We start from the raw sequence: 16,206 nt of genomic DNA on the forward strand, positions 1-16,206 counted from the left end.
GATCAACCTGCCCTTCGCCGCGCCAGCCATCGATAGGCGAGCATGCGCAAGGTCAAGGCGAGGAGGATCGCCGAACCTTTTATGAGGAAGAACTGCGCGTCGCCCATTTGCAGACCGGACAGGCCATTGTTGAGAATGGCGAGGAAAGCGAGGCCAACCGCCGTGTCGCTCAAGCGCCCACGGCCGCCGCGGAAGGAAGCGCCGCCGATGATTACCGCGACAATGGCGTCGAGCTCGAGTCCGAAGCCGGCTGTAGGCGCGGCCGCACCCAGGCGGCCCAGCATGACCAGCATGCCAAGCGAGGTGAAGAGCGACATCACGACGAAGATGGTGAGACGCAGTCGTCCCTCTGCGATGCCGGCCTGACGCAGCATCCGCGGATCGCCGCCGAGCGCATAGACGCCAAGGCCCAAAGGCAAGCGGGCGAGCACCAGCCAACCACCCAAAAAAGCGAGAAGCACGAGCGCCACCGCCGGCGTGAAGCCGAAGACCAGCGGCGCGTTCATGAAGCCGATATAGCTTGCAGGAAAGGCGATAGTGGTGGCGCCCGTCAGCGAGACCGCCAGACCGCGTGCCCAGATCCATGCGGCCAGCGTGACGATCAGTGGGTCGAGCACGAGGCCGCCGACGATCGCGCCATTGAGCGCATAGACGGCGACACAGGCTATGATGCCGAGCGCCAGGGCGGGGACGACGCCCAGGCCGGCCTGAGCGGCGAGAGCGGCAACCACCGCGCCGAGCGCGATCGTCGAGCCCGGCGATACGTCGATCGTGCGTGAGATGATACCGATGGTGGCGCCGACGGCGACAATGGCCAGAGCGGCATTCTGCTCGATGAGGGCAATAAGATTGGCGAAGGTGGCAAAGCGCGGATTGATGAAGGCGAAGAGACCGGCAAGAGCCAGGGTGGCGATCACCATGACGGCGCGCGCCAACCGCGTCGCGTTGCGCGTCATGCTGGCATATTCATCCGAGAAAGACTCGCTGACGGTGAAGTCGGACGCCGCGTTGCGCTGCAGAAGGCGGCCGGCGACCATCGCCAGAAGCAGAAGCAGGCCTGTCGCCGTCGTTTGCCAGGTTCCGGGCACGCCGCGAATGGTCATGTAGTTGAAGATCATCATCAGCAGCAACGTGCCGATGACGGCATGAGCCGTATTTACGCGGCCCGCCGGCAGGCCGCCAGCGCCCAACGCTACGACGGCGATGGCGAAGAATTCGAGACCTACGCCGATCGACGGACTGATAAGGCCCGTGCGCGCCGCGATCAGGACGCCTGCGAAGCCCGAAAGCACCCCGCTCGCGACATAAGTGGCCGATCGAACGCGCCCTATACCGACCCCGGCCAGCCGCGCCGCAACCGGCGCATCGCCGGCCGCGTGAAGGCGGCGTCCGATGAGTGTGTATTTCAGAACGAGCCAGACGAGTCCGGCGAGTGCCAGCGCGACCAGGGCATCGAGCGGCAGGCCGATCACGGTGCGCCGCGCGAGATCATCGAACAGGGGGCCCTTGATGGCGAGCCACGAATTGTAATAGGCGAGCGCCAGCAATGCTGCGCCTCGCACGGCGATCATCATGCCGAGGGTCGCGATAACGGGGCTGATTTTCAGTCCCTCGATCAGCACCGCGTTGAGCGCGCCAACCGCGGCGCCGATCCCGATCCCCATCAGGGCGGCGACGACCGGATGCCAGCCTTCCGCGAGCCCGATGCCGGAGAGGGTTGCCGCGGCGATCACCACCGAGCCCACCGAAAGGTCGATGCCGCCGACCAGTACGACCGTCATCATCGCGAGGCCCAGCACCAGAACGGACGCCGATTGCCGCATAATATTGGCGGCATTGCCCGGCGTGCCGAAGGCGGGCGCCGTCGCAATGAAGATGACGCAGAGCAGCACCGTGGCGAGGAGCATCGCATGCCGTGTCAGCGCCTCTGACCAGTTCGGACGACGCATGAACGCAGTCACTGACGAGACGGGAGTGCTCATGCGACGGCCGCCTCCTGGATCAACAGATTGAGCCGCTCCTCGTCGACTGCGACCGGGGCTGTTTCCGCGACGATGCGGCCCGCGCGCACGATCAGGATGCGATCGGCGAGCGCCAGCACCTCGGGCAGGTCAGACGAGATCAGGATGATCGACGCGCCTTGGCGCGCCAAGGCATCGAGCCGACGATAGATATCCGCCCGGGCGCCGACATCGACGCCGCGGGTCGGCTCGATCAGGACGAAGACGCGCGCTTTGGCCAAGTCCCAGCGCGCCAGCAGCGCCTTCTGCTGATTGCCGCCGGACAGCGTGCGCATCGGCGCGTCCGGCGATGCGGCGACGACACCGAAGAGCTTGCTCGCTTGGGCGACCGCATCGCGCTCGGCGGTGGCCTTCACAAAGCCCAAGACCCCGCGCCGTCGTTCCAGTGAAGCGACGGCGATATTCTCGCTGAGCGGCCGGTTTGGCAGGATGCCCTCGGCTTTGCGCTCCTCAGTCAGGAGACAGATGCCGGCCGTGACGGCGGCGCGCGGATCACCGGCGCCGACGCCGGTACCGTCGATTTCCACCGAACCTTTGTCGGGACGGAGATCGCCGCCGATCACGCGGCCGATTTCGTTCTGGCCGGCGCCAAGAAGTCCCGCGAGCGCCACGATCTCGGCGCGCCGCGCCGTAAAGGAAACACCTCGCACGCGCGGGCGCAGATGGAGGTCATTGACCTTCAACACGACGTCACCGGTCTGCCGCGCGACGCCTTCATAACGCTGCGACCTTGTCCCCAGCATGGCATCGGTGAGCCGGTCTTCCGACCAGCCGGCAAGCCCGGTGCTGAGCACGCGGCGCCCATCGCGCAGAATGGTTGCCGTTTCGCAGAGGCCCAGCACCTCGGCGAAACGATGCGATACATAAAGAATGGCGACGCCTTGAGCCTTGAGTCGCGCAATGGCCGCGAAAAGCTGCGCGCATTCGCCGGGTCCAAGCGGTGCGGTGGGTTCATCGAGGATCAGAAGCTTCGGATCGTCGGCAAGCGCCTTGGTGATCTCGACCATCTGGCGCTCCGCCAGCGAAAGACGGGCCACCGGCATGTCGGGCGTGATGGCGAGACCAAGACGGCCGAGGGCGCGCGCGGCCTTGTCACGCATTGCTTGCCGATCAAGAAGCATGCCGCGGCGCGGCTCACGGCCGAGTGCCAGATTCTGCTCGACCGTCAGATTGGGGAGGAGGCTCAGCTCCTGATAGACCGTGGCTATACCGAGTGTCAGCGCGTGACGCGTGCCGTCGATCACGACCGGCCGATCCTCCATATGGATCTCGCCGGCATCGGCCCGGAACATTCCGGACAGTATGTTGATGAGAGTCGACTTGCCGGCGCCATTCTGGCCGATCAGGGCATGGGCGCGGCCGGCTTCGATATCGAGAGAGACGTCGTCCAGCGCCTTTACGCCCGCGAAGCGCTTGCTCACACCGCGCGCGCTGAGAACCGGCATCCGGGGCAAGGCCGCGCCGGCGCCGTTGACGGCCTCCCCCATCCTCACATTCGCGTCCGCCATGGCGTTTCGATCAGACGGGGCCCGGCGCTTTCGCGCAAAGGCCCCGCGGCACTCATTTGTAGGTCGCGACGATATCCGCGAGCGGCTTCTCGAAGGGGAATTCCTGGATCTTCGAGACCTGATCATCGGCGAGCTTCAGTGCCGCATCGACATTTGCATCGGTGACGAGGACACCCTTGATCAGGAAATCCTTGGCCGCTTCCTTCTTGGCGGCGATCTGATAGGGGAAATAGGCCTTCCAGAAGCCCGAATATTGCGGCGCCAGCAGAACGGTGCTTTTCATCGTGCCATCCTTCACCGCCTTGAGGCCGGGCTCGGTGCCGTCGACGGAGACCAGCATCACCTGGTCTTTCTTGCCCGCCCGGTCGATCGCCGTGGCAGCCGGCACGGTAAGGCTGTCGCTATTGCCGTAGATGAGATCGAGATCGGGATAGGCCGTCATCCAGTTTTCGGTGATCGACACGGCCTTGGTCGGATCCCAGCTCGTCGGCTCTTGCGCCACCACCTTCACGCCGGGATATTGCTGCATGACATCGGTGAAGCCGCCGGAACGGTCGGTATTGAGTCCCTGCCCGAGAAGGCCCTGGAGATTGGCGACTTCGCCCTTCACTTCACCCTTATAGCGGCTCTTGAGGAGCTCGACCGCATATTCGCCGACGATCTTGCCGGTATAGCGCTCGTCGAAGCCGAGCGTGGCGGCGCAGCCATCGATCTTGGAATGGAGGCAGACCACCGGGATTCCGGCAGCGGCGGCCTTGGCCATGGTCGGTCCGAAGGCGGCGGCGTCGATGAAATTGATCGAGATGACGTCGACCTTCTCGTTGATCAGGTTTTCCATGGCCTGGATCTGTTTGGTGACATCGCCCTCGCCGCTGGTGACGACGAGTTCGAATCCGGCGCGCCGCGCCGCCTCCTTGGCCCCATCGACCTCTCCCAGATGGAAGGGATTGGATAGATCGATCTGGATGAGGCCGACCTTCTGCTGGGCGTGAGCGGTGGCCGTGCCGGCAAGGATCAGAGCCGCGGTAGCGGCGAGAAGCATTCTCTGCATGTTGGTTCCTCCCTGAGGCGCCGGATTTCCTGGCGCGGGCCTGATCACGAGGCCCTCGGAGCATGTTACCGGTAACCGTAAATTTGTCAATCACCGCCCGTCCGGCGCGACCGGACGGGCGGGCGGTGGGATCAGAAGACCGGCAGCGGCTTCAGATCGTCATTCGTCCATTTGCGCGCGATGGCGTTGAGCTCGCCATTCGTCTTGATGGCGTAGATGAAAGTGTTCAACCACTGACGCAGATCGTCCTGGCCGCGCCGCATGCCGATGCCGAAATGATTCTCGACCAGCGTGATCTTCGATTCGAATTCCTTCTCGGCCTTGCCGCGATTGAGCACGAGCAACGCCGTCGTGCTGCTCCCGAGCGCATCGACTTGGCCGGTGACAAGCGCCTGAATGGATGTCGCCTCGTCGTCGAAGCGCATGATCTCGACGTCGGGAAGCGCCATCTTGGTCAGCAGCAGGTCGGGGATGGTGCCGCGCGGCACTCCGACCTTCAGGCCCTTGAGATCGTCATAAGACGCTATTTGCTTCTCTTTCCGGGCGGTGATGATAGTGCCGACCGCGGCATAGGGATTCGAAAACGAGACCTGCAGCGCGCGCTCCGGCGTGATCGAGAACAGCGAGATCACCAGATCGACGCGGTTGGTGAGCAGATACGGAATGCGGTTGGTCGAGGTGACTGGCACCAGCTCGAGCTCGACACCCATATGCTTCGCCACGAGACGCGCCACATCCACGTCATAACCGTCGGGCTGCCCATCGGTGCCAGTAACGCCGAAAGGTGCACTCGTCGGATCCACAGCGATGACCACTTTGCCTTTGCCGATGATGTCATCGACTGTTTGCGCCTGCGCCGCGCCGATCATCGTCAGCACGGCCAGCATAAATGTTGCCAACCATTTCATGATTTTCTCCCATAAGACTTGTCAACGGGTCGGTGACTGTGCATGTTATCGGTAACAAGTCAATATATGAGGGGATAATTTATACGGTGCTGGATTACACTTTCCAGTTTGGGACGGTGTGGCGAGAGTGGCCCCTCTTAGTCGACGGCCTTCTGCTGACCATCAAACTTTCCCTATTCTCCATGTTCTTCGGGATGATCGTCGCGACTCTGGGCGCCTTCGCCGCCTCCTATGGGCCACGCGCCTTGCGCATGGCGGTCACTGCCTATGTCGAGTTCATCCGCAACACGCCCTTCCTCGTCCAGGTCTTCGTCGTCTATCTAGGCCTCCCGAGTCTCGGCATCCGCCTTGCCCCGGACCACGCGGCGATTCTCGCCATGACGATCAATGTCGGTGCCTATGGCACGGAGATCATCCGCGCCGGCATCCAGTCCATTCACAAAGGCCAGATCGAGGCCGCAAAGGTCCTGGGCCTCAGGCCGTTCATGATCTTCCGCCTGATCATCTTCAAGCAAGCGATCCGCGCGATCTATCCCGCTTTGACGAGCCAGTTCATTCTCCTGATGCTCGGCACCAGCATTGTCTCGGCAATCGCCGTCGAGGAGCTTACCGCAACGGCGAACACCATCCAGTCGCGGACCTTCCGCACATTCGAAGTGTATTTCATCGTGACACTGATCTACATCGTACTGGCGCTCACCTTCCGCGGCGCCTTCCATCTCGTTCACTCGCGCTGGATCCGTCAGCGATGATCAGGGACTTCTCGGCGGACGAAATACTGCTCCTGCTGCTCGCGGCACGCTGGACCATCCTGCTTTCGCTGATCGCCTTCGTCGGCGGATCGATCGCAGGCTTCCTTATAGCACTCGCGCGCACCTCGCGCGCCAAGACGCTGCGTTGGGCCGCCACCGGCTATATCGAGCTCTTCCAGGACACGCCCCTTCTGATGCAGCTTTTCGTGATCTTCTTCGGCGCCAATATCATTGGGCTCCAGATCAACGCCTGGACGGCGGCGTCGTTGGGCCTGACGCTTTATGCCAGTGCCTTTCTCGGCGAGATCTGGCGCGGGTGCATCGAGGCCGTACCCAAAGGACAGTGGGAGGCGGCCAAGGCCTTGGGTCTCAGGCAATGGCAGGCTACTCTTCTCATCGTGGCGCCGCAGGCGGTGAAACTCGCCATCCCACCGACGATCGGCTTCCTCGTCCAGCTGATCAAGAACACGTCCCTCGCCTCGATCATCGGCTTTACCGAGCTCACGCGGACGGCGCAGCTGGTCAATAACGCCACCTACCAGCCTCTGACCGTCTTTCTCATCGTGTCGCTGATCTATTTTTCGCTGTGCTGGCCGCTGTCGCGCACCAGCCGTTGGCTGGAAAAGCGGCTCGCGGTGCAGGGATGATGGCAACGGACGCCGCGCGACTCAGCCTGCCGCCTGGCGAAGGCGATCGGCCGCGCCGGCATCGATGATGGCGAGGCGCGTCCTGTAGCGCCGCGCCGCGCCGGGCGCGAGCACGATCAGCTCGCCGGCGGCTTTCACAGCCTCGCGGCCAAAGCCGTTGGTGCAGGGCTCGATGCCGACCGCATACTGGCCTTCGCCCATCATCCGCCACTCGATATAGTTCGGCATCGCCCTTCGGTCATAACGCACACTCACGCCGGTGCCGCCAAAAAGTCTTGGATTGTAGATAGCGACCTCTACTTCGCCTTGTTCATCCGCCCGCAGCCGATGCTCGAAAGTCTGCTGGACCCAGTCTTTCTGCGGCGCGATGAAGCGTGACCAGCTGCTGCGATCGCTCACATCGGCCGTGCCGAAGAGGAGGCGTGGCGCACGCTCGGTCGGCGCGATGAGTTCGGCCCCCTCATCGACGAAGGGGTAGCCGACATTGAAATGATAGAGCAGCATGTGCTCGGCCGGCAGGAAGCCGCAATTCTCGACGACATCCTCCATCTCGAACCATGATCCGCCCATTTCGGCCCGATAACAGCGAGTGAGAACGAGGGTTTCGCCATAGCTCTGCGCCTGGGTGACCCGGCCGACGGCCTCGAGACAATATCTTCCCTCTACCCAGCGCCCGCCGAAACTCACGATCTCGGCCGGGATGAGGGCGGCCCGGTCATGCACGCCATAGCGGTCGGTGGGCCGCGCAGGAAAATTGTAGTGGGCGACGGACGTTTCTTCCGGATTGCCGATATGGACGAGCCCGCATGTGTTGTTGAGGCCACCAAGCCCGGTCCTCAGCCAGCCGAATCCGGCCTGATCCTCGAAGAACCAGGGCGCAGCAAGCATGGTCGGCGGGATCCAGGCCACGGATGCGCCGCGGAATTCACAGCGGCCGACATCGAAACCGCGATCGACGCCTATCTCGAAGGAAAAACCGGTGCCGGTCCTGAATTCGAGCAAGCGGACGCCGCGCGAGGGGCCATTATCGGAGGTAAGCAGCCTGACGTCCGCGATCTGCGACATATGCCCGACGCGCCGGCGCAGCGCGTCGCCCGACAGCCCATCGCCGAAAAAATCCATCGCATCCCCTCCTATGTTACGGGTATCATAACAAGCGTTTGACAGGCCCGGCAATGATCTGCATGGGTTCCTGTCGACAGCTTTGCACGTGAAACGAGCAGGATTTCGGACCTTGGCAAAAGGAGATGGAGGGTCGAAGCGCGGATTTGGCCCGACCATGGCGGAAGTGGCGGCACTCGCCAGCGTGACCAAGATGACGGTCTCGCGCGTGCTGCGTCAGCCCGAGAAGGTCAACCCGGAAACGCGCAAGCGCGTATCGTCGGCCATGTTGAAGCTCGGCTACGTCCCCAACCGGCTCGCCGGCAGCCTGACATCCGGCGCCACCGGCCTCATCGCCGCGATCGTGCCGACATTGCGCCATTCGATCTTCGCCGACGTGCTGGAAGGTTTGTCGGATGTCATCTCCGAAGCCGGCCTCGATCTCTTCGTGTCCTTCAGCTCCTACCGGACCGATGTGGAAGAAAGCCAGATCCGCTCGATCCTCGAACGGCGCCCCGACGCGCTGATGCTGACTGGCCTTACCCACAGCAAGGCCTCGCGTGACATTCTGCGCAATTTCGGTATCCCCGTCATCGAAACCTGGGAGACGGCCGAGGAGCCCATCGACATGATGGTGGGTTATTCGAACCGCGACGCGGCCCATGCTATGACGGGCGAGCTGGTGCGCGCCGGCTACCGTCGCATTGCCTTCGTCAACGGCTCATCCGCCGGCAACGAGCGCGCGCGGCTTCGCGCCGAAGGCTATCTCGCGGCACTTCAGGAGGCCGGCTTGCCGGCGTTGCCCATTCACGTCGTCGAGCATGATGCCGATATCCGTCCCGAAATCGGCGCGCGGGCGCTGATCGCCGTGCGCCAGCAGACACCGGATGTCGATGCGATCTTCTTTACCAGCGACATATTCGCCGTCGGCGCGATCCTGGCCTGCCGCGAACAGGGAATAGACGTGCCCAACACGATCGGTATTGCCGGATTTCACGATCTCGAAATCGGCCGGGTGGTTTCCCCGACGCTGACGACCGTGCATGTGCCGGCGACCGAGATGGGGCGCAAGGCCGGCCATATGCTGCTGGCGCGTTTGTCCGGTGGACGCAGCAATATTAGCCGCCAGAATCTCGGCTTCAGCATCATCCTGCGCGAGAGCGCGAGACGCTCGCGGGGTTAGCTCATCTCGCGATATGGCACCCGGCCCGGCGCAGGCCCGCCAGATATTCATCGATGAGCTGGTGATAGCGGGTGCGCCCGAAGCTTGGGAAATGGCCGCCATGCACGATGCTCACCGGCAATGACCGAATGCGCTCGAAGGTCGCTTGATAGTCGCGACGGACGGAGTGATAGGCGTCGTCGATCAATGGTCCGTCATAGACGATGTCGCCCGAGAGGAAGATGCCGGTCCGGCGCTCGAAGAGGCCGATGCCGCCCGGCGAATGGCCGGGCGTGTGGATGACCTCGAAGGCGCGATCGCCCAGATCGATGATATCGCCGCCCTCGAGGATGCGACCTGCCGGCGCCGGCTCGATGCGATAGGCTTCCGTCTTCCAGCCTTGCGGCGGCCGGTCGAACATCTCTTCCGTCGCATATCTGTCGGCGCAGGTGAGCTCATTGCGCGGATCGGCGAGAATGGCGGCTTCCGCCCCATGCACGGCCCGATCGGCGAATTCATGATGGCAGCCTATATGGTCGAAATGCGTGTGGCTCGCGACGCAGAGCAGCGGCCGCTCGCGCACCAGCGCCACATGCCGTCGCAGGCTGAAATGGCCGAGCCCCGTATCGAACAGCAGATCGCGGTCGCGCCCGCGCACATGCCACATATTGCAACGGTAGAAGGGCTTGATCCACGGCTCATGTATCAGCGTCACGTCATCGGCGCAGCGGATCGTCTCATACCAATCAGCAGCGGCGACCATCATCGCGCCAGGACCAGGACATGCGCCGGGTCGCAGGCGAAATCGATCATGTCGCCCGGTCGCACCATCGCATCGGCGGGAAGCCGCGCCAGGAGCGTCAACGTCTCGTCCTTGGCGGGAATGGCGGTGACGCGTTTGAAGCTGCCCTGGAAGATGACGTCTTCGATGCGCGCGGTGCCCAGCGGCAGGAGTTTCTTCTGATCGATCACCACATGTTCGGGGCGGATCGCCAGTGTGAGCTCGCGGCCGGGTGCCGCATCGGTGGCGAGTTTCCAGAGACCGAAGGGCGTTTCGATCTCGCCCGCCGCCACGATACGGCCCGGAAAGATCGTGCTCTCGCCCATGAAGGTGGCGCTGAAGCGGCTCGCCGGCTTCAGATAGACGCGCTCGGCCGGTCCTTCATCCTCGATTCGTCCGTGATTCATCACCACGCAATGATCGGCGAGCGCCATGGCCTCTTCCTGATCATGCGTCACATGCACGAAAGCGGTACCGACCCGCTTCTGGATCGCCTTGAGCTCTTCCTGCATCTGGCGGCGGAGCTTCAGGTCAAGCGCGCCCAGGGGCTCATCGAGGAGCAGCACCGAGGGCTCGACCACCAGAGCGCGGGCGAGCGCCACGCGCTGGCGCTGGCCGCCGGACAGCTGATGCGGTTTCTTGGCGAAGGCCTCGGGCAGGCCGACGAGTTTCAGCACCTCCTGTGCCCGCCGGTCCCGCTCGCTGGCGGACACGCCACGCATACGCAGGCCGAAGCCGACATTGGCGCCGACCGTCATATGGGGAAACAGCGCATAATCCTGGAACACCGTCGTCGTCGGCCGCTTCGCCGGCGGCATGCTGGTGCAATCCTGGCCTTCGATCAGCACCTGGCCGGATGTCGGCACGAGGAAGCCGCCGAGGATCGACAGCAGGGTCGTCTTGCCGGAGCCCGAAGGGCCCAGCAGCACCGTGTAGCTGCGCGGCGCGATGTCGAGCGAGACATTGTCGAGAGCCCGCATGGTTCCGAAAGTCTGCGAGACGGATTTGACCTGGACCAAGGGCGTCATGTTCTGGATTTCCGGAAGAAAACGAGTTCGAAAAGAAGCACGAAGGCGATCGACACCAGGAAGACGAGCGAGCCCACGGCATTGGTCTTGGGGTTAAGGCCGGAGCGCAGGAGGTTCCAGATCTCGACCGGCAAGGTCGTATCGAAGCGGGTGAGGAGGAAGGAGATGATGAACTCATCCCAGGAAAAAGTCATCGACAGGAAGAAGCTGGCAAACAAAGCCGGCCACAGCATGGGCGCGGTGACCAGCGTCAGCACCTGCCATTCCTTGGCGCCGAGATCGCGGGCGGCGCGCTCGATATTGGCCTGATGCTCGCCCATCTGGCTATAGAGGATAGCGAAGCAGAGCGGCAGATTGATCACCACATGACCGATGCCGGCGGCGGTGAGTGATTTGGGGATGCCGATGGCGTTGAAGAGGACGAGAAGTCCCATGCCGATGATGAGATAGCTCACTGTGAGCGGTAGGGTGATCAAGCCGCGCAGAAGCGCCGAAGCCGGCAGCCAGAAGCGGGCGAAGCCCCAGGCGGCAAGGAAGCCAAGAACAGTCGCGACCGCCGAGGAAATCACGGCGACGAAGAGCGAATTGATCAGCGCCGAGGTGAGGCGCGCATCGGACAGCACCGCCTGATACCAGCGCAGCGACGGTCCGCTGAAAGGCGGGATCGGGAAGGAGGTCGCCTGGAATGAGAACAGCACCAGGGTGACCACGGGCAGGAAGATGAAGCCGTAGATGAGCACGGCATAGAGAATGGTAGCGATACGAATCGACGCGCGCATGTCAGGTCCGTTCGATCTTCAGCCAGCGGGCGCAGAGCAGATAGGCGACCGTCACTACCGCCATCAGCAGGATCGCGAGAGCCGAGGCGAGTGGGAAATCGCCGCGCCGGCCGATCTGCAGCATGATGAGCTGCGGCATCAGCAGTTCGTTGTTGCCGCCCAGAATCTGCGGCGTGATGTAGTCCCCGGTCGCCAGCACGAAAGTGAGAAAGGCGCCGACCATGATGCCGGGCAGCGTCAAGGGCAGGATGACATGGAGGAAGGTCCTGACCGGTCCGGCGCCCAGATCGGCGGCGGCCTTGCGGTAGCTCGGGCTCAATTGCTTGAGATTGGCGAAGATCGTCAGCGTCAGCAGCATGACGAAGAAATGCACAAAGCCGGTGACCGTGGCGAAGCGCGTATTGGCAAGCTGTATCGGCTCGCTGATCAGGCCGAGCTGCACCAGGGCATTGTTGACGACACCCTTCTCGGCGAGCACCAGAAGCCAGCTGTAGGAACGCACCACATAGGAGGTCCAGAAGGGCAGGATCGCCAGAATGAGCGCCAGCCTCTGCCAGCGTTCGGGGATGCGTTCGGCGAGAATCCACGCGAAAGGATAGGCGAGCAGGATCGAAATGACGGTCACGAGCGCCGTGACCTGAAGCGAGTTGAACAGCGCGCGGTAATAGCTCGGGTCGGTGAAAAACTGCTGGTAGTTGGAAAGCGAGAAGCCTCCGCCCTTCACCGTGACGCTGATCAGCGCCATGGCGATGAAAGGGGCGGTGAAGAAGGCCAGCGTCCACAGGAGCGCCGGCCCCACCGCCACCCAGGGCACGGCGCCACTGGTATTCGGGCTTCGCGTCATCATATCGTCGGGATGCTCAAGGCAGTCGAGATTACTGCGCCTGCAGCATCTCGGTCCACACATCCTGCATTTGCTTGTCGAGTTTCTCGTCGGGAGCGGGATAGAACTGGGCGCGGGCGAGGAACTCCGGCTGCTCGTCGAAGCGCAGCACCTTCTTCTGTTCGTCGGAAAGCGCTGCCTTCTGGTTGGACGGCATACCCCAATAGCAGGAGGACGTGGCGAGCCGCGCCTGGCCTTCCGGGCTCAGCACATATTGGATGAATTTGAGCGCCGCGTCCTTTTTCTGGCTGGCCGCCAGCATCGCCAGCGACTGCGACCAGAGAATGCCGCCTTCCTTCGGAATGGAAAAGTCGAGCGCCGGATTCTCCTTGGCGAGACCCGCCGTCACCCACTCGCCGCCGCCGACCAGAATATCAACCTCGCCGGTAGCGAGCGCCGTCTGACTGGCGGTGACCTCGCCGACGAGCTTGGCATTGGCCTTCATCTTGAGCAGCACATCCTTGATGGCCGGCAGGTCCGCTTCGGTGAGTTCGGCGGTCTTCTTGCCGACGGCCAGCGCCGCCATGCCCATCACCGGCAGATAATAATCATAGATGGCGATGCGGCCCTTATATTTGTCGCTCACCAGCGACTGCAGGGACTGCATGTCGCTGGGGTCGACCTTGTCCTTGTTGAAGCTGATCGTGTTGTAGCCGAATTTCTCGGTGATGCCGTAACGCTTGCCGTCGAACTTGGTGAAGGCGTCGAGCGTCACTTGCGGATAGAGATCACCGAAGGGCAGCTTGTCTTCCGGCAGGGGTTCGAAAAGCCCCTTCTCCACGCCGCGGCGCACATCGATGGAATCGATCACCATCACGTCCCAGTCGCCGGGCTGCGACTGCTCGAGCAGCGCCAGGCCGGCGCCGGTGCCTTCGAACTCCTTCACGTTCACCTTGATTCCGGTCGCATCCTCGAAAGGCTTGAGGAATTCGGGCGCCGAGTGATCACACCAGATCAGCGCGTTGATCTCCTCCGCCAGGGCCGGCGAAATCCCGAGCGCCACGAGAGCCGTCGCCGAAAGCGCGAGCTTCCTGAAGGCGTTCCTGATGCGAGACAGAGTCCTCATGTCGTTCCTCCCTGAGTTTCTGAATTTCGTGCAAAAAATGAACCATTTCTAAAATTGAGTCAATTCTAAAAATATGCCAGGATGACGGGATGACAGGATTACGCGCGCGCCAGAAAGCCGACCGGCATCAGCGGATATTGCAGGCCGCATCGGAGCTTTTCCGCAACTCGGGCTATGAAGGCGCCAAGATCGAAGCGATCGCCGCGCTGGCCGAGGTCTCGATCGGCACGATCTACAATTACTATGAGAACAAGGGCGATCTTCTGGTCGCCATCGTCGCTATGGAAGTGAACGAAGTCCTCAATGCCGGTCACGAGGTGATCGAGAATCCGCCGGCCAATGTCGCCAAGGCCGTCGACAGGCTCGTCATCGGCTATATCGAGCACTCACTTGTCTATCTGAGCAAGGAGATGTGGCGCCAGGCGATGGCGATCTCGACCCAGCAGCCGGAAAGCCCTTTCGGCAGGACCTATGGCGATCTCGACAGGGCCCTCACCGACCAGACCTGCGCGCTCATCAGGCGGCTGCAGGAGCTGAAGCTCGTCCGCCGTGACGTCGACGCCAGAAGCGTCGGCGAGATGATTTTCAACAACACGAATATGATGTTCTCCATCTTCGTGAAGGCCGAAGCGATGACCATCGCCGATCTGCGCGCCGGGATCAGGCGGCAGAACAAGCTGCTGCTCGATGCCGCCGCGTCCCCTGCCTGATTGTCAGGCGGGCGCGGCGACAGGCTGCGCCCGCCGTCTCGGCCTGAGCAGCATGGGCGCGAAGAAGCCCGCATAGCCGAGAAAGGCTATGCCCCAGCACGCCGCCGAGAGCGGCATCAAGAAGTCGAGAGACGGATGGCAGGCGGCGGCGAGCCGCAACAGCGCGGCGGCGATGATCGCCACGAAGATCAGCCGCGCCGCTGCTCCCGCCCTCAGCGCATGGCCCGTATGGCCGAGCGTGGCGCGGATCATCACGGCGAGCGTCATCGCGCCAACGGCGCCGGTGCCAAAGGCATGGATCCCGGCGGCGGGCGGGATGAGCTCAGGTGCGAATGCCGCCAGCCCGGCCAGCAAGAAGCCCAGCGGGAGGAAGGCATATGCGGCATGAAGAATGAAGACCAGGGGATCGCGCCAGGTGCGATCCCCGGCCCACCGCCCAAGACGCGCCACATTGAGGAGCGCGGCAAGAATCATGAGTAGCCCGCTCTCGCTTCGGGCGGGAAAGAAGATCCAGGCCACCAGCGCCAGCGCCGAGACGAGAATGACCACCGCGTCGAAGCGGTTGAAAGAAATGGGCAAGCGCCCGGGATTCTCGCGGGCGAGCCAGTTGTGGGTGAAGCTCGGGATGATCCGCCCGCCGATCACCATGATCAGCACGATCACCGCGCCAAGCCCCAGCCTGCGGCTGAGATCGGTGATGCCATATTGGTTCGCCTCCCAATGGAATAGAACATTCGCGGCGAAGAGCACCGTGACCGGCGCCAGCACCTTGAGATTGCGCCAGTTTCGTCCGGCGATGATCTCGCGTGCCGCCACAATCACCACAGCAGCCAAGAAGGCGCCATCGATCGCCGCCGCGACAGCCCATCCGATCTCGCCCGAGAAGAATACGGCGATGCGCCCGGTAAGCCAGAGCAGCACGAGGCCCAGCAAAGGCGCGCCTTGCACAGGCAGGCGCCCGGTCCAATTGGGTATGGCGGTGAGGAGGAAACCCGTCATGACGGCCGGCAGATAGCCGAACAGCATCTCATGCACATGCCAATCGACGGGGGCGAAGTGGCTCGCCGTGGTGAGCCACCCGTAGAAAAGCGGCAGCCAGAAGAGCACCGCGAGCCCGGCCTGGAGCGCCCCCAAAAGAAAGAAGGGCCGGAAGCCGTAGGAAAGCACCGCCGGATAATTCCCTGGTTTAACGCGCGCGATCGCCATATGCGTGCGGTGCGAGCGCCCGGTCTCCCGGACGCTCCGGCCACCGTCCCTAATTGCTCTGCGGCATTTCTTCGAAGATGGCCTGGAATCTCTTCTTGGCGAAGGCCGGATGCTTGACCGCCTTTGCCGCATCGATATTGGCCGGTTTTCCGGCCGCGACCAGCATCACCATGCCCATGCCGTAATGCGGCGTGCATTTGATGCCGTAGACACCTTCCTTGGCAATCGTGAGCGTAACGGTCTCGTTCATTGCGCCTTTGAAGACTTCCGCACCCTCCGGTAGCATGCCCTTGATCGCTTCGGCATTGTGCGACTTGTCGGTGGGGATGAAGGTTATCGTGTCGCCCGGCGCCGCCGCGACGAAGTCAGGTTCGAACACCATGGCTCCCTTCTCGCCCTTGTTGAGCATGTGGACCTGATAATCCGCCGCCAGCGCCGTGCCCGCGCCAAACACCATGGCGCATGCCAGCAGCCCGGCCAGAATTCTCATGACAATTCTCCATTTGCTTCGATCTGGCCAACTATTGACTTGTCCGGCCCTCTCTGACTTTGCTGCAGCGCAAATAACCGGCGCGCGGACCTGCGGCGTTCCGTCCCGTCCCG

The 16,206-nt window shown here is 62.9% G+C and carries 16 protein-coding genes; 4 read left to right on the forward strand and 12 right to left on the reverse strand.

Features of this window, described 5'->3' with window-relative positions; genetic code table 11:
* Nucleotides 1-2: 2 nt before the first annotated feature.
* The 4 genes from G5V57_RS08475 to G5V57_RS08490 form a co-directional block, all read right to left on the reverse strand.
* A complete protein-coding gene (locus tag G5V57_RS08475; protein ID WP_165167085.1) occupies nt 3-1,982 on the reverse strand; it encodes an ABC transporter permease in 1,980 nt (659 codons plus the stop codon).
* Nucleotides 1,979-3,529, reverse strand: coding sequence for a sugar ABC transporter ATP-binding protein (locus G5V57_RS08480; protein WP_165167086.1), 1,551 nt, complete (start codon nt 3,527-3,529; stop codon nt 1,979-1,981). Before G5V57_RS08480 ends, G5V57_RS08475 begins: the two co-directional genes overlap by 4 nt.
* 52 nt (nt 3,530-3,581) lie before the next feature.
* Nucleotides 3,582-4,580 carry a sugar ABC transporter substrate-binding protein gene (locus tag G5V57_RS08485; protein WP_165167087.1) on the reverse strand — a complete coding sequence of 333 codons (999 nt, stop codon included), beginning with the start codon at nt 4,578-4,580 and terminating at the stop codon, nt 3,582-3,584.
* A 131-nt stretch (nt 4,581-4,711) separates the two neighbouring features.
* Nucleotides 4,712-5,488, reverse strand: a complete 777-nt coding sequence (locus G5V57_RS08490) for a transporter substrate-binding domain-containing protein (protein ID WP_165167088.1) — start codon at nt 5,486-5,488, stop codon at nt 4,712-4,714.
* Nucleotides 5,489-5,577: 89 nt separating this feature from the next.
* Between G5V57_RS08490 and G5V57_RS08495 the strand changes: the two genes are divergently transcribed.
* Together G5V57_RS08495 and G5V57_RS08500 are read left to right on the forward strand one after the other, a co-directional pair.
* A complete protein-coding gene (locus G5V57_RS08495; RefSeq protein ID WP_165173944.1) occupies nt 5,578-6,240 on the forward strand; it encodes an amino acid ABC transporter permease in 663 nt (220 codons plus the stop codon).
* The gene (locus G5V57_RS08500; protein WP_165167089.1) at nt 6,237-6,887 is read left to right on the forward strand and encodes an amino acid ABC transporter permease; all 651 of its coding nucleotides are present in this window, start codon (nt 6,237-6,239) and stop codon (nt 6,885-6,887) included. The genes G5V57_RS08495 and G5V57_RS08500 overlap by 4 nt, the downstream gene beginning before the upstream one ends.
* 21 nt (nt 6,888-6,908) lie before the next feature.
* Here the strand turns inward: G5V57_RS08500 and G5V57_RS08505 are convergent, their stop codons facing one another.
* The gene (locus G5V57_RS08505) at nt 6,909-8,009 is read right to left on the reverse strand and encodes a DUF4432 family protein (protein ID WP_165167090.1); all 1,101 of its coding nucleotides are present in this window, start codon (nt 8,007-8,009) and stop codon (nt 6,909-6,911) included.
* Between the two features lie 112 nt (nt 8,010-8,121).
* Here G5V57_RS08505 and G5V57_RS08510 point away from each other — a divergent pair, with 112 nt between their 5' ends.
* Nucleotides 8,122-9,171, forward strand: a complete 1,050-nt coding sequence (locus G5V57_RS08510) for a LacI family DNA-binding transcriptional regulator (protein WP_165167091.1) — start codon at nt 8,122-8,124, stop codon at nt 9,169-9,171.
* A 1-nt stretch (nt 9,172) separates the two neighbouring features.
* On the opposite strand, the gene G5V57_RS08515 is transcribed toward G5V57_RS08510, so the two are convergent.
* Genes G5V57_RS08515 through G5V57_RS08535 form a run of 5 tightly spaced genes read right to left on the reverse strand, consistent with a single transcriptional unit; the run spans nt 9,173 to nt 13,687 of the window.
* A complete protein-coding gene (locus G5V57_RS08515) occupies nt 9,173-9,916 on the reverse strand; it encodes an MBL fold metallo-hydrolase (protein ID WP_165167092.1) in 744 nt (247 codons plus the stop codon).
* On the reverse strand, nt 9,913-10,959 hold the full coding sequence (locus tag G5V57_RS08520; RefSeq protein WP_165167093.1) for an ABC transporter ATP-binding protein: 1,047 nt from the start codon (nt 10,957-10,959) through the stop codon (nt 9,913-9,915). The genes G5V57_RS08515 and G5V57_RS08520 overlap by 4 nt, the downstream gene beginning before the upstream one ends.
* Nucleotides 10,956-11,738: an ABC transporter permease gene (locus tag G5V57_RS08525; RefSeq protein WP_165167094.1), complete on the reverse strand. Its 783-nt coding sequence runs from the start codon at nt 11,736-11,738 to the stop codon at nt 10,956-10,958. The genes G5V57_RS08520 and G5V57_RS08525 overlap by 4 nt, the downstream gene beginning before the upstream one ends.
* A gap of 1 nt (nt 11,739) precedes the next feature.
* On the reverse strand, nt 11,740-12,582 hold the full coding sequence (locus G5V57_RS08530) for an ABC transporter permease (RefSeq protein WP_165173946.1): 843 nt from the start codon (nt 12,580-12,582) through the stop codon (nt 11,740-11,742).
* A gap of 31 nt (nt 12,583-12,613) precedes the next feature.
* Nucleotides 12,614-13,687: a spermidine/putrescine ABC transporter substrate-binding protein gene (locus tag G5V57_RS08535; protein ID WP_165167095.1), complete on the reverse strand. Its 1,074-nt coding sequence runs from the start codon at nt 13,685-13,687 to the stop codon at nt 12,614-12,616.
* 89 nt (nt 13,688-13,776) lie between these two features.
* Between G5V57_RS08535 and G5V57_RS08540 the strand changes: the two genes are divergently transcribed.
* Nucleotides 13,777-14,397 (forward strand): TetR/AcrR family transcriptional regulator, encoded by a 621-nt coding sequence (locus tag G5V57_RS08540; protein ID WP_165167096.1) that lies wholly within the window; start codon nt 13,777-13,779, stop codon nt 14,395-14,397.
* Nucleotides 14,398-14,400: 3 nt separating this feature from the next.
* On the opposite strand, the gene G5V57_RS08545 is transcribed toward G5V57_RS08540, so the two are convergent.
* Complete coding sequence (locus tag G5V57_RS08545; RefSeq protein ID WP_165167097.1) at nt 14,401-15,603, reverse strand: NnrS family protein; 1,203 nt, start codon at nt 15,601-15,603, stop codon at nt 14,401-14,403.
* A 49-nt stretch (nt 15,604-15,652) separates the two neighbouring features.
* Nucleotides 15,653-16,093, reverse strand: a complete 441-nt coding sequence (locus G5V57_RS08550) for a pseudoazurin (RefSeq protein WP_165167098.1) — start codon at nt 16,091-16,093, stop codon at nt 15,653-15,655.
* Nucleotides 16,094-16,206: the final 113 nt, after the last annotated feature.

The organism is Nordella sp. HKS 07 (genome assembly GCF_011046735.1).
Lineage (GTDB): Bacteria > Pseudomonadota > Alphaproteobacteria > Rhizobiales > Aestuariivirgaceae > Taklimakanibacter.

Coding starts and splice junctions, on each gene's coding strand:
- G5V57_RS08475 (WP_165167085.1), bottom strand. CDS start 1,982: ATGAGCACTCCCGTCTCGTCAGTGACTGCGTTCATGCGTCGTCCGAAC.
- G5V57_RS08480 (WP_165167086.1), bottom strand. CDS start 3,529: ATGGCGGACGCGAATGTGAGGATGGGGGAGGCCGTCAACGGCGCCGGC.
- G5V57_RS08485 (WP_165167087.1), bottom strand. CDS start 4,580: ATGCAGAGAATGCTTCTCGCCGCTACCGCGGCTCTGATCCTTGCCGGC.
- G5V57_RS08490 (WP_165167088.1), bottom strand. CDS start 5,488: ATGAAATGGTTGGCAACATTTATGCTGGCCGTGCTGACGATGATCGGC.
- G5V57_RS08500 (WP_165167089.1), top strand. CDS start 6,237: ATGATCAGGGACTTCTCGGCGGACGAAATACTGCTCCTGCTGCTCGCG.
- G5V57_RS08505 (WP_165167090.1), bottom strand. CDS start 8,009: ATGGATTTTTTCGGCGATGGGCTGTCGGGCGACGCGCTGCGCCGGCGC.
- G5V57_RS08515 (WP_165167092.1), bottom strand. CDS start 9,916: ATGATGGTCGCCGCTGCTGATTGGTATGAGACGATCCGCTGCGCCGAT.
- G5V57_RS08520 (WP_165167093.1), bottom strand. CDS start 10,959: ATGACGCCCTTGGTCCAGGTCAAATCCGTCTCGCAGACTTTCGGAACC.
- G5V57_RS08525 (WP_165167094.1), bottom strand. CDS start 11,738: ATGCGCGCGTCGATTCGTATCGCTACCATTCTCTATGCCGTGCTCATC.
- G5V57_RS08530 (WP_165173946.1), bottom strand. CDS start 12,582: ATGACGCGAAGCCCGAATACCAGTGGCGCCGTGCCCTGGGTGGCGGTG.
- G5V57_RS08535 (WP_165167095.1), bottom strand. CDS start 13,687: ATGAGGACTCTGTCTCGCATCAGGAACGCCTTCAGGAAGCTCGCGCTT.
- G5V57_RS08540 (WP_165167096.1), top strand. CDS start 13,777: ATGACAGGATTACGCGCGCGCCAGAAAGCCGACCGGCATCAGCGGATA.
- G5V57_RS08545 (WP_165167097.1), bottom strand. CDS start 15,603: ATGGCGATCGCGCGCGTTAAACCAGGGAATTATCCGGCGGTGCTTTCC.
- G5V57_RS08550 (WP_165167098.1), bottom strand. CDS start 16,093: ATGAGAATTCTGGCCGGGCTGCTGGCATGCGCCATGGTGTTTGGCGCG.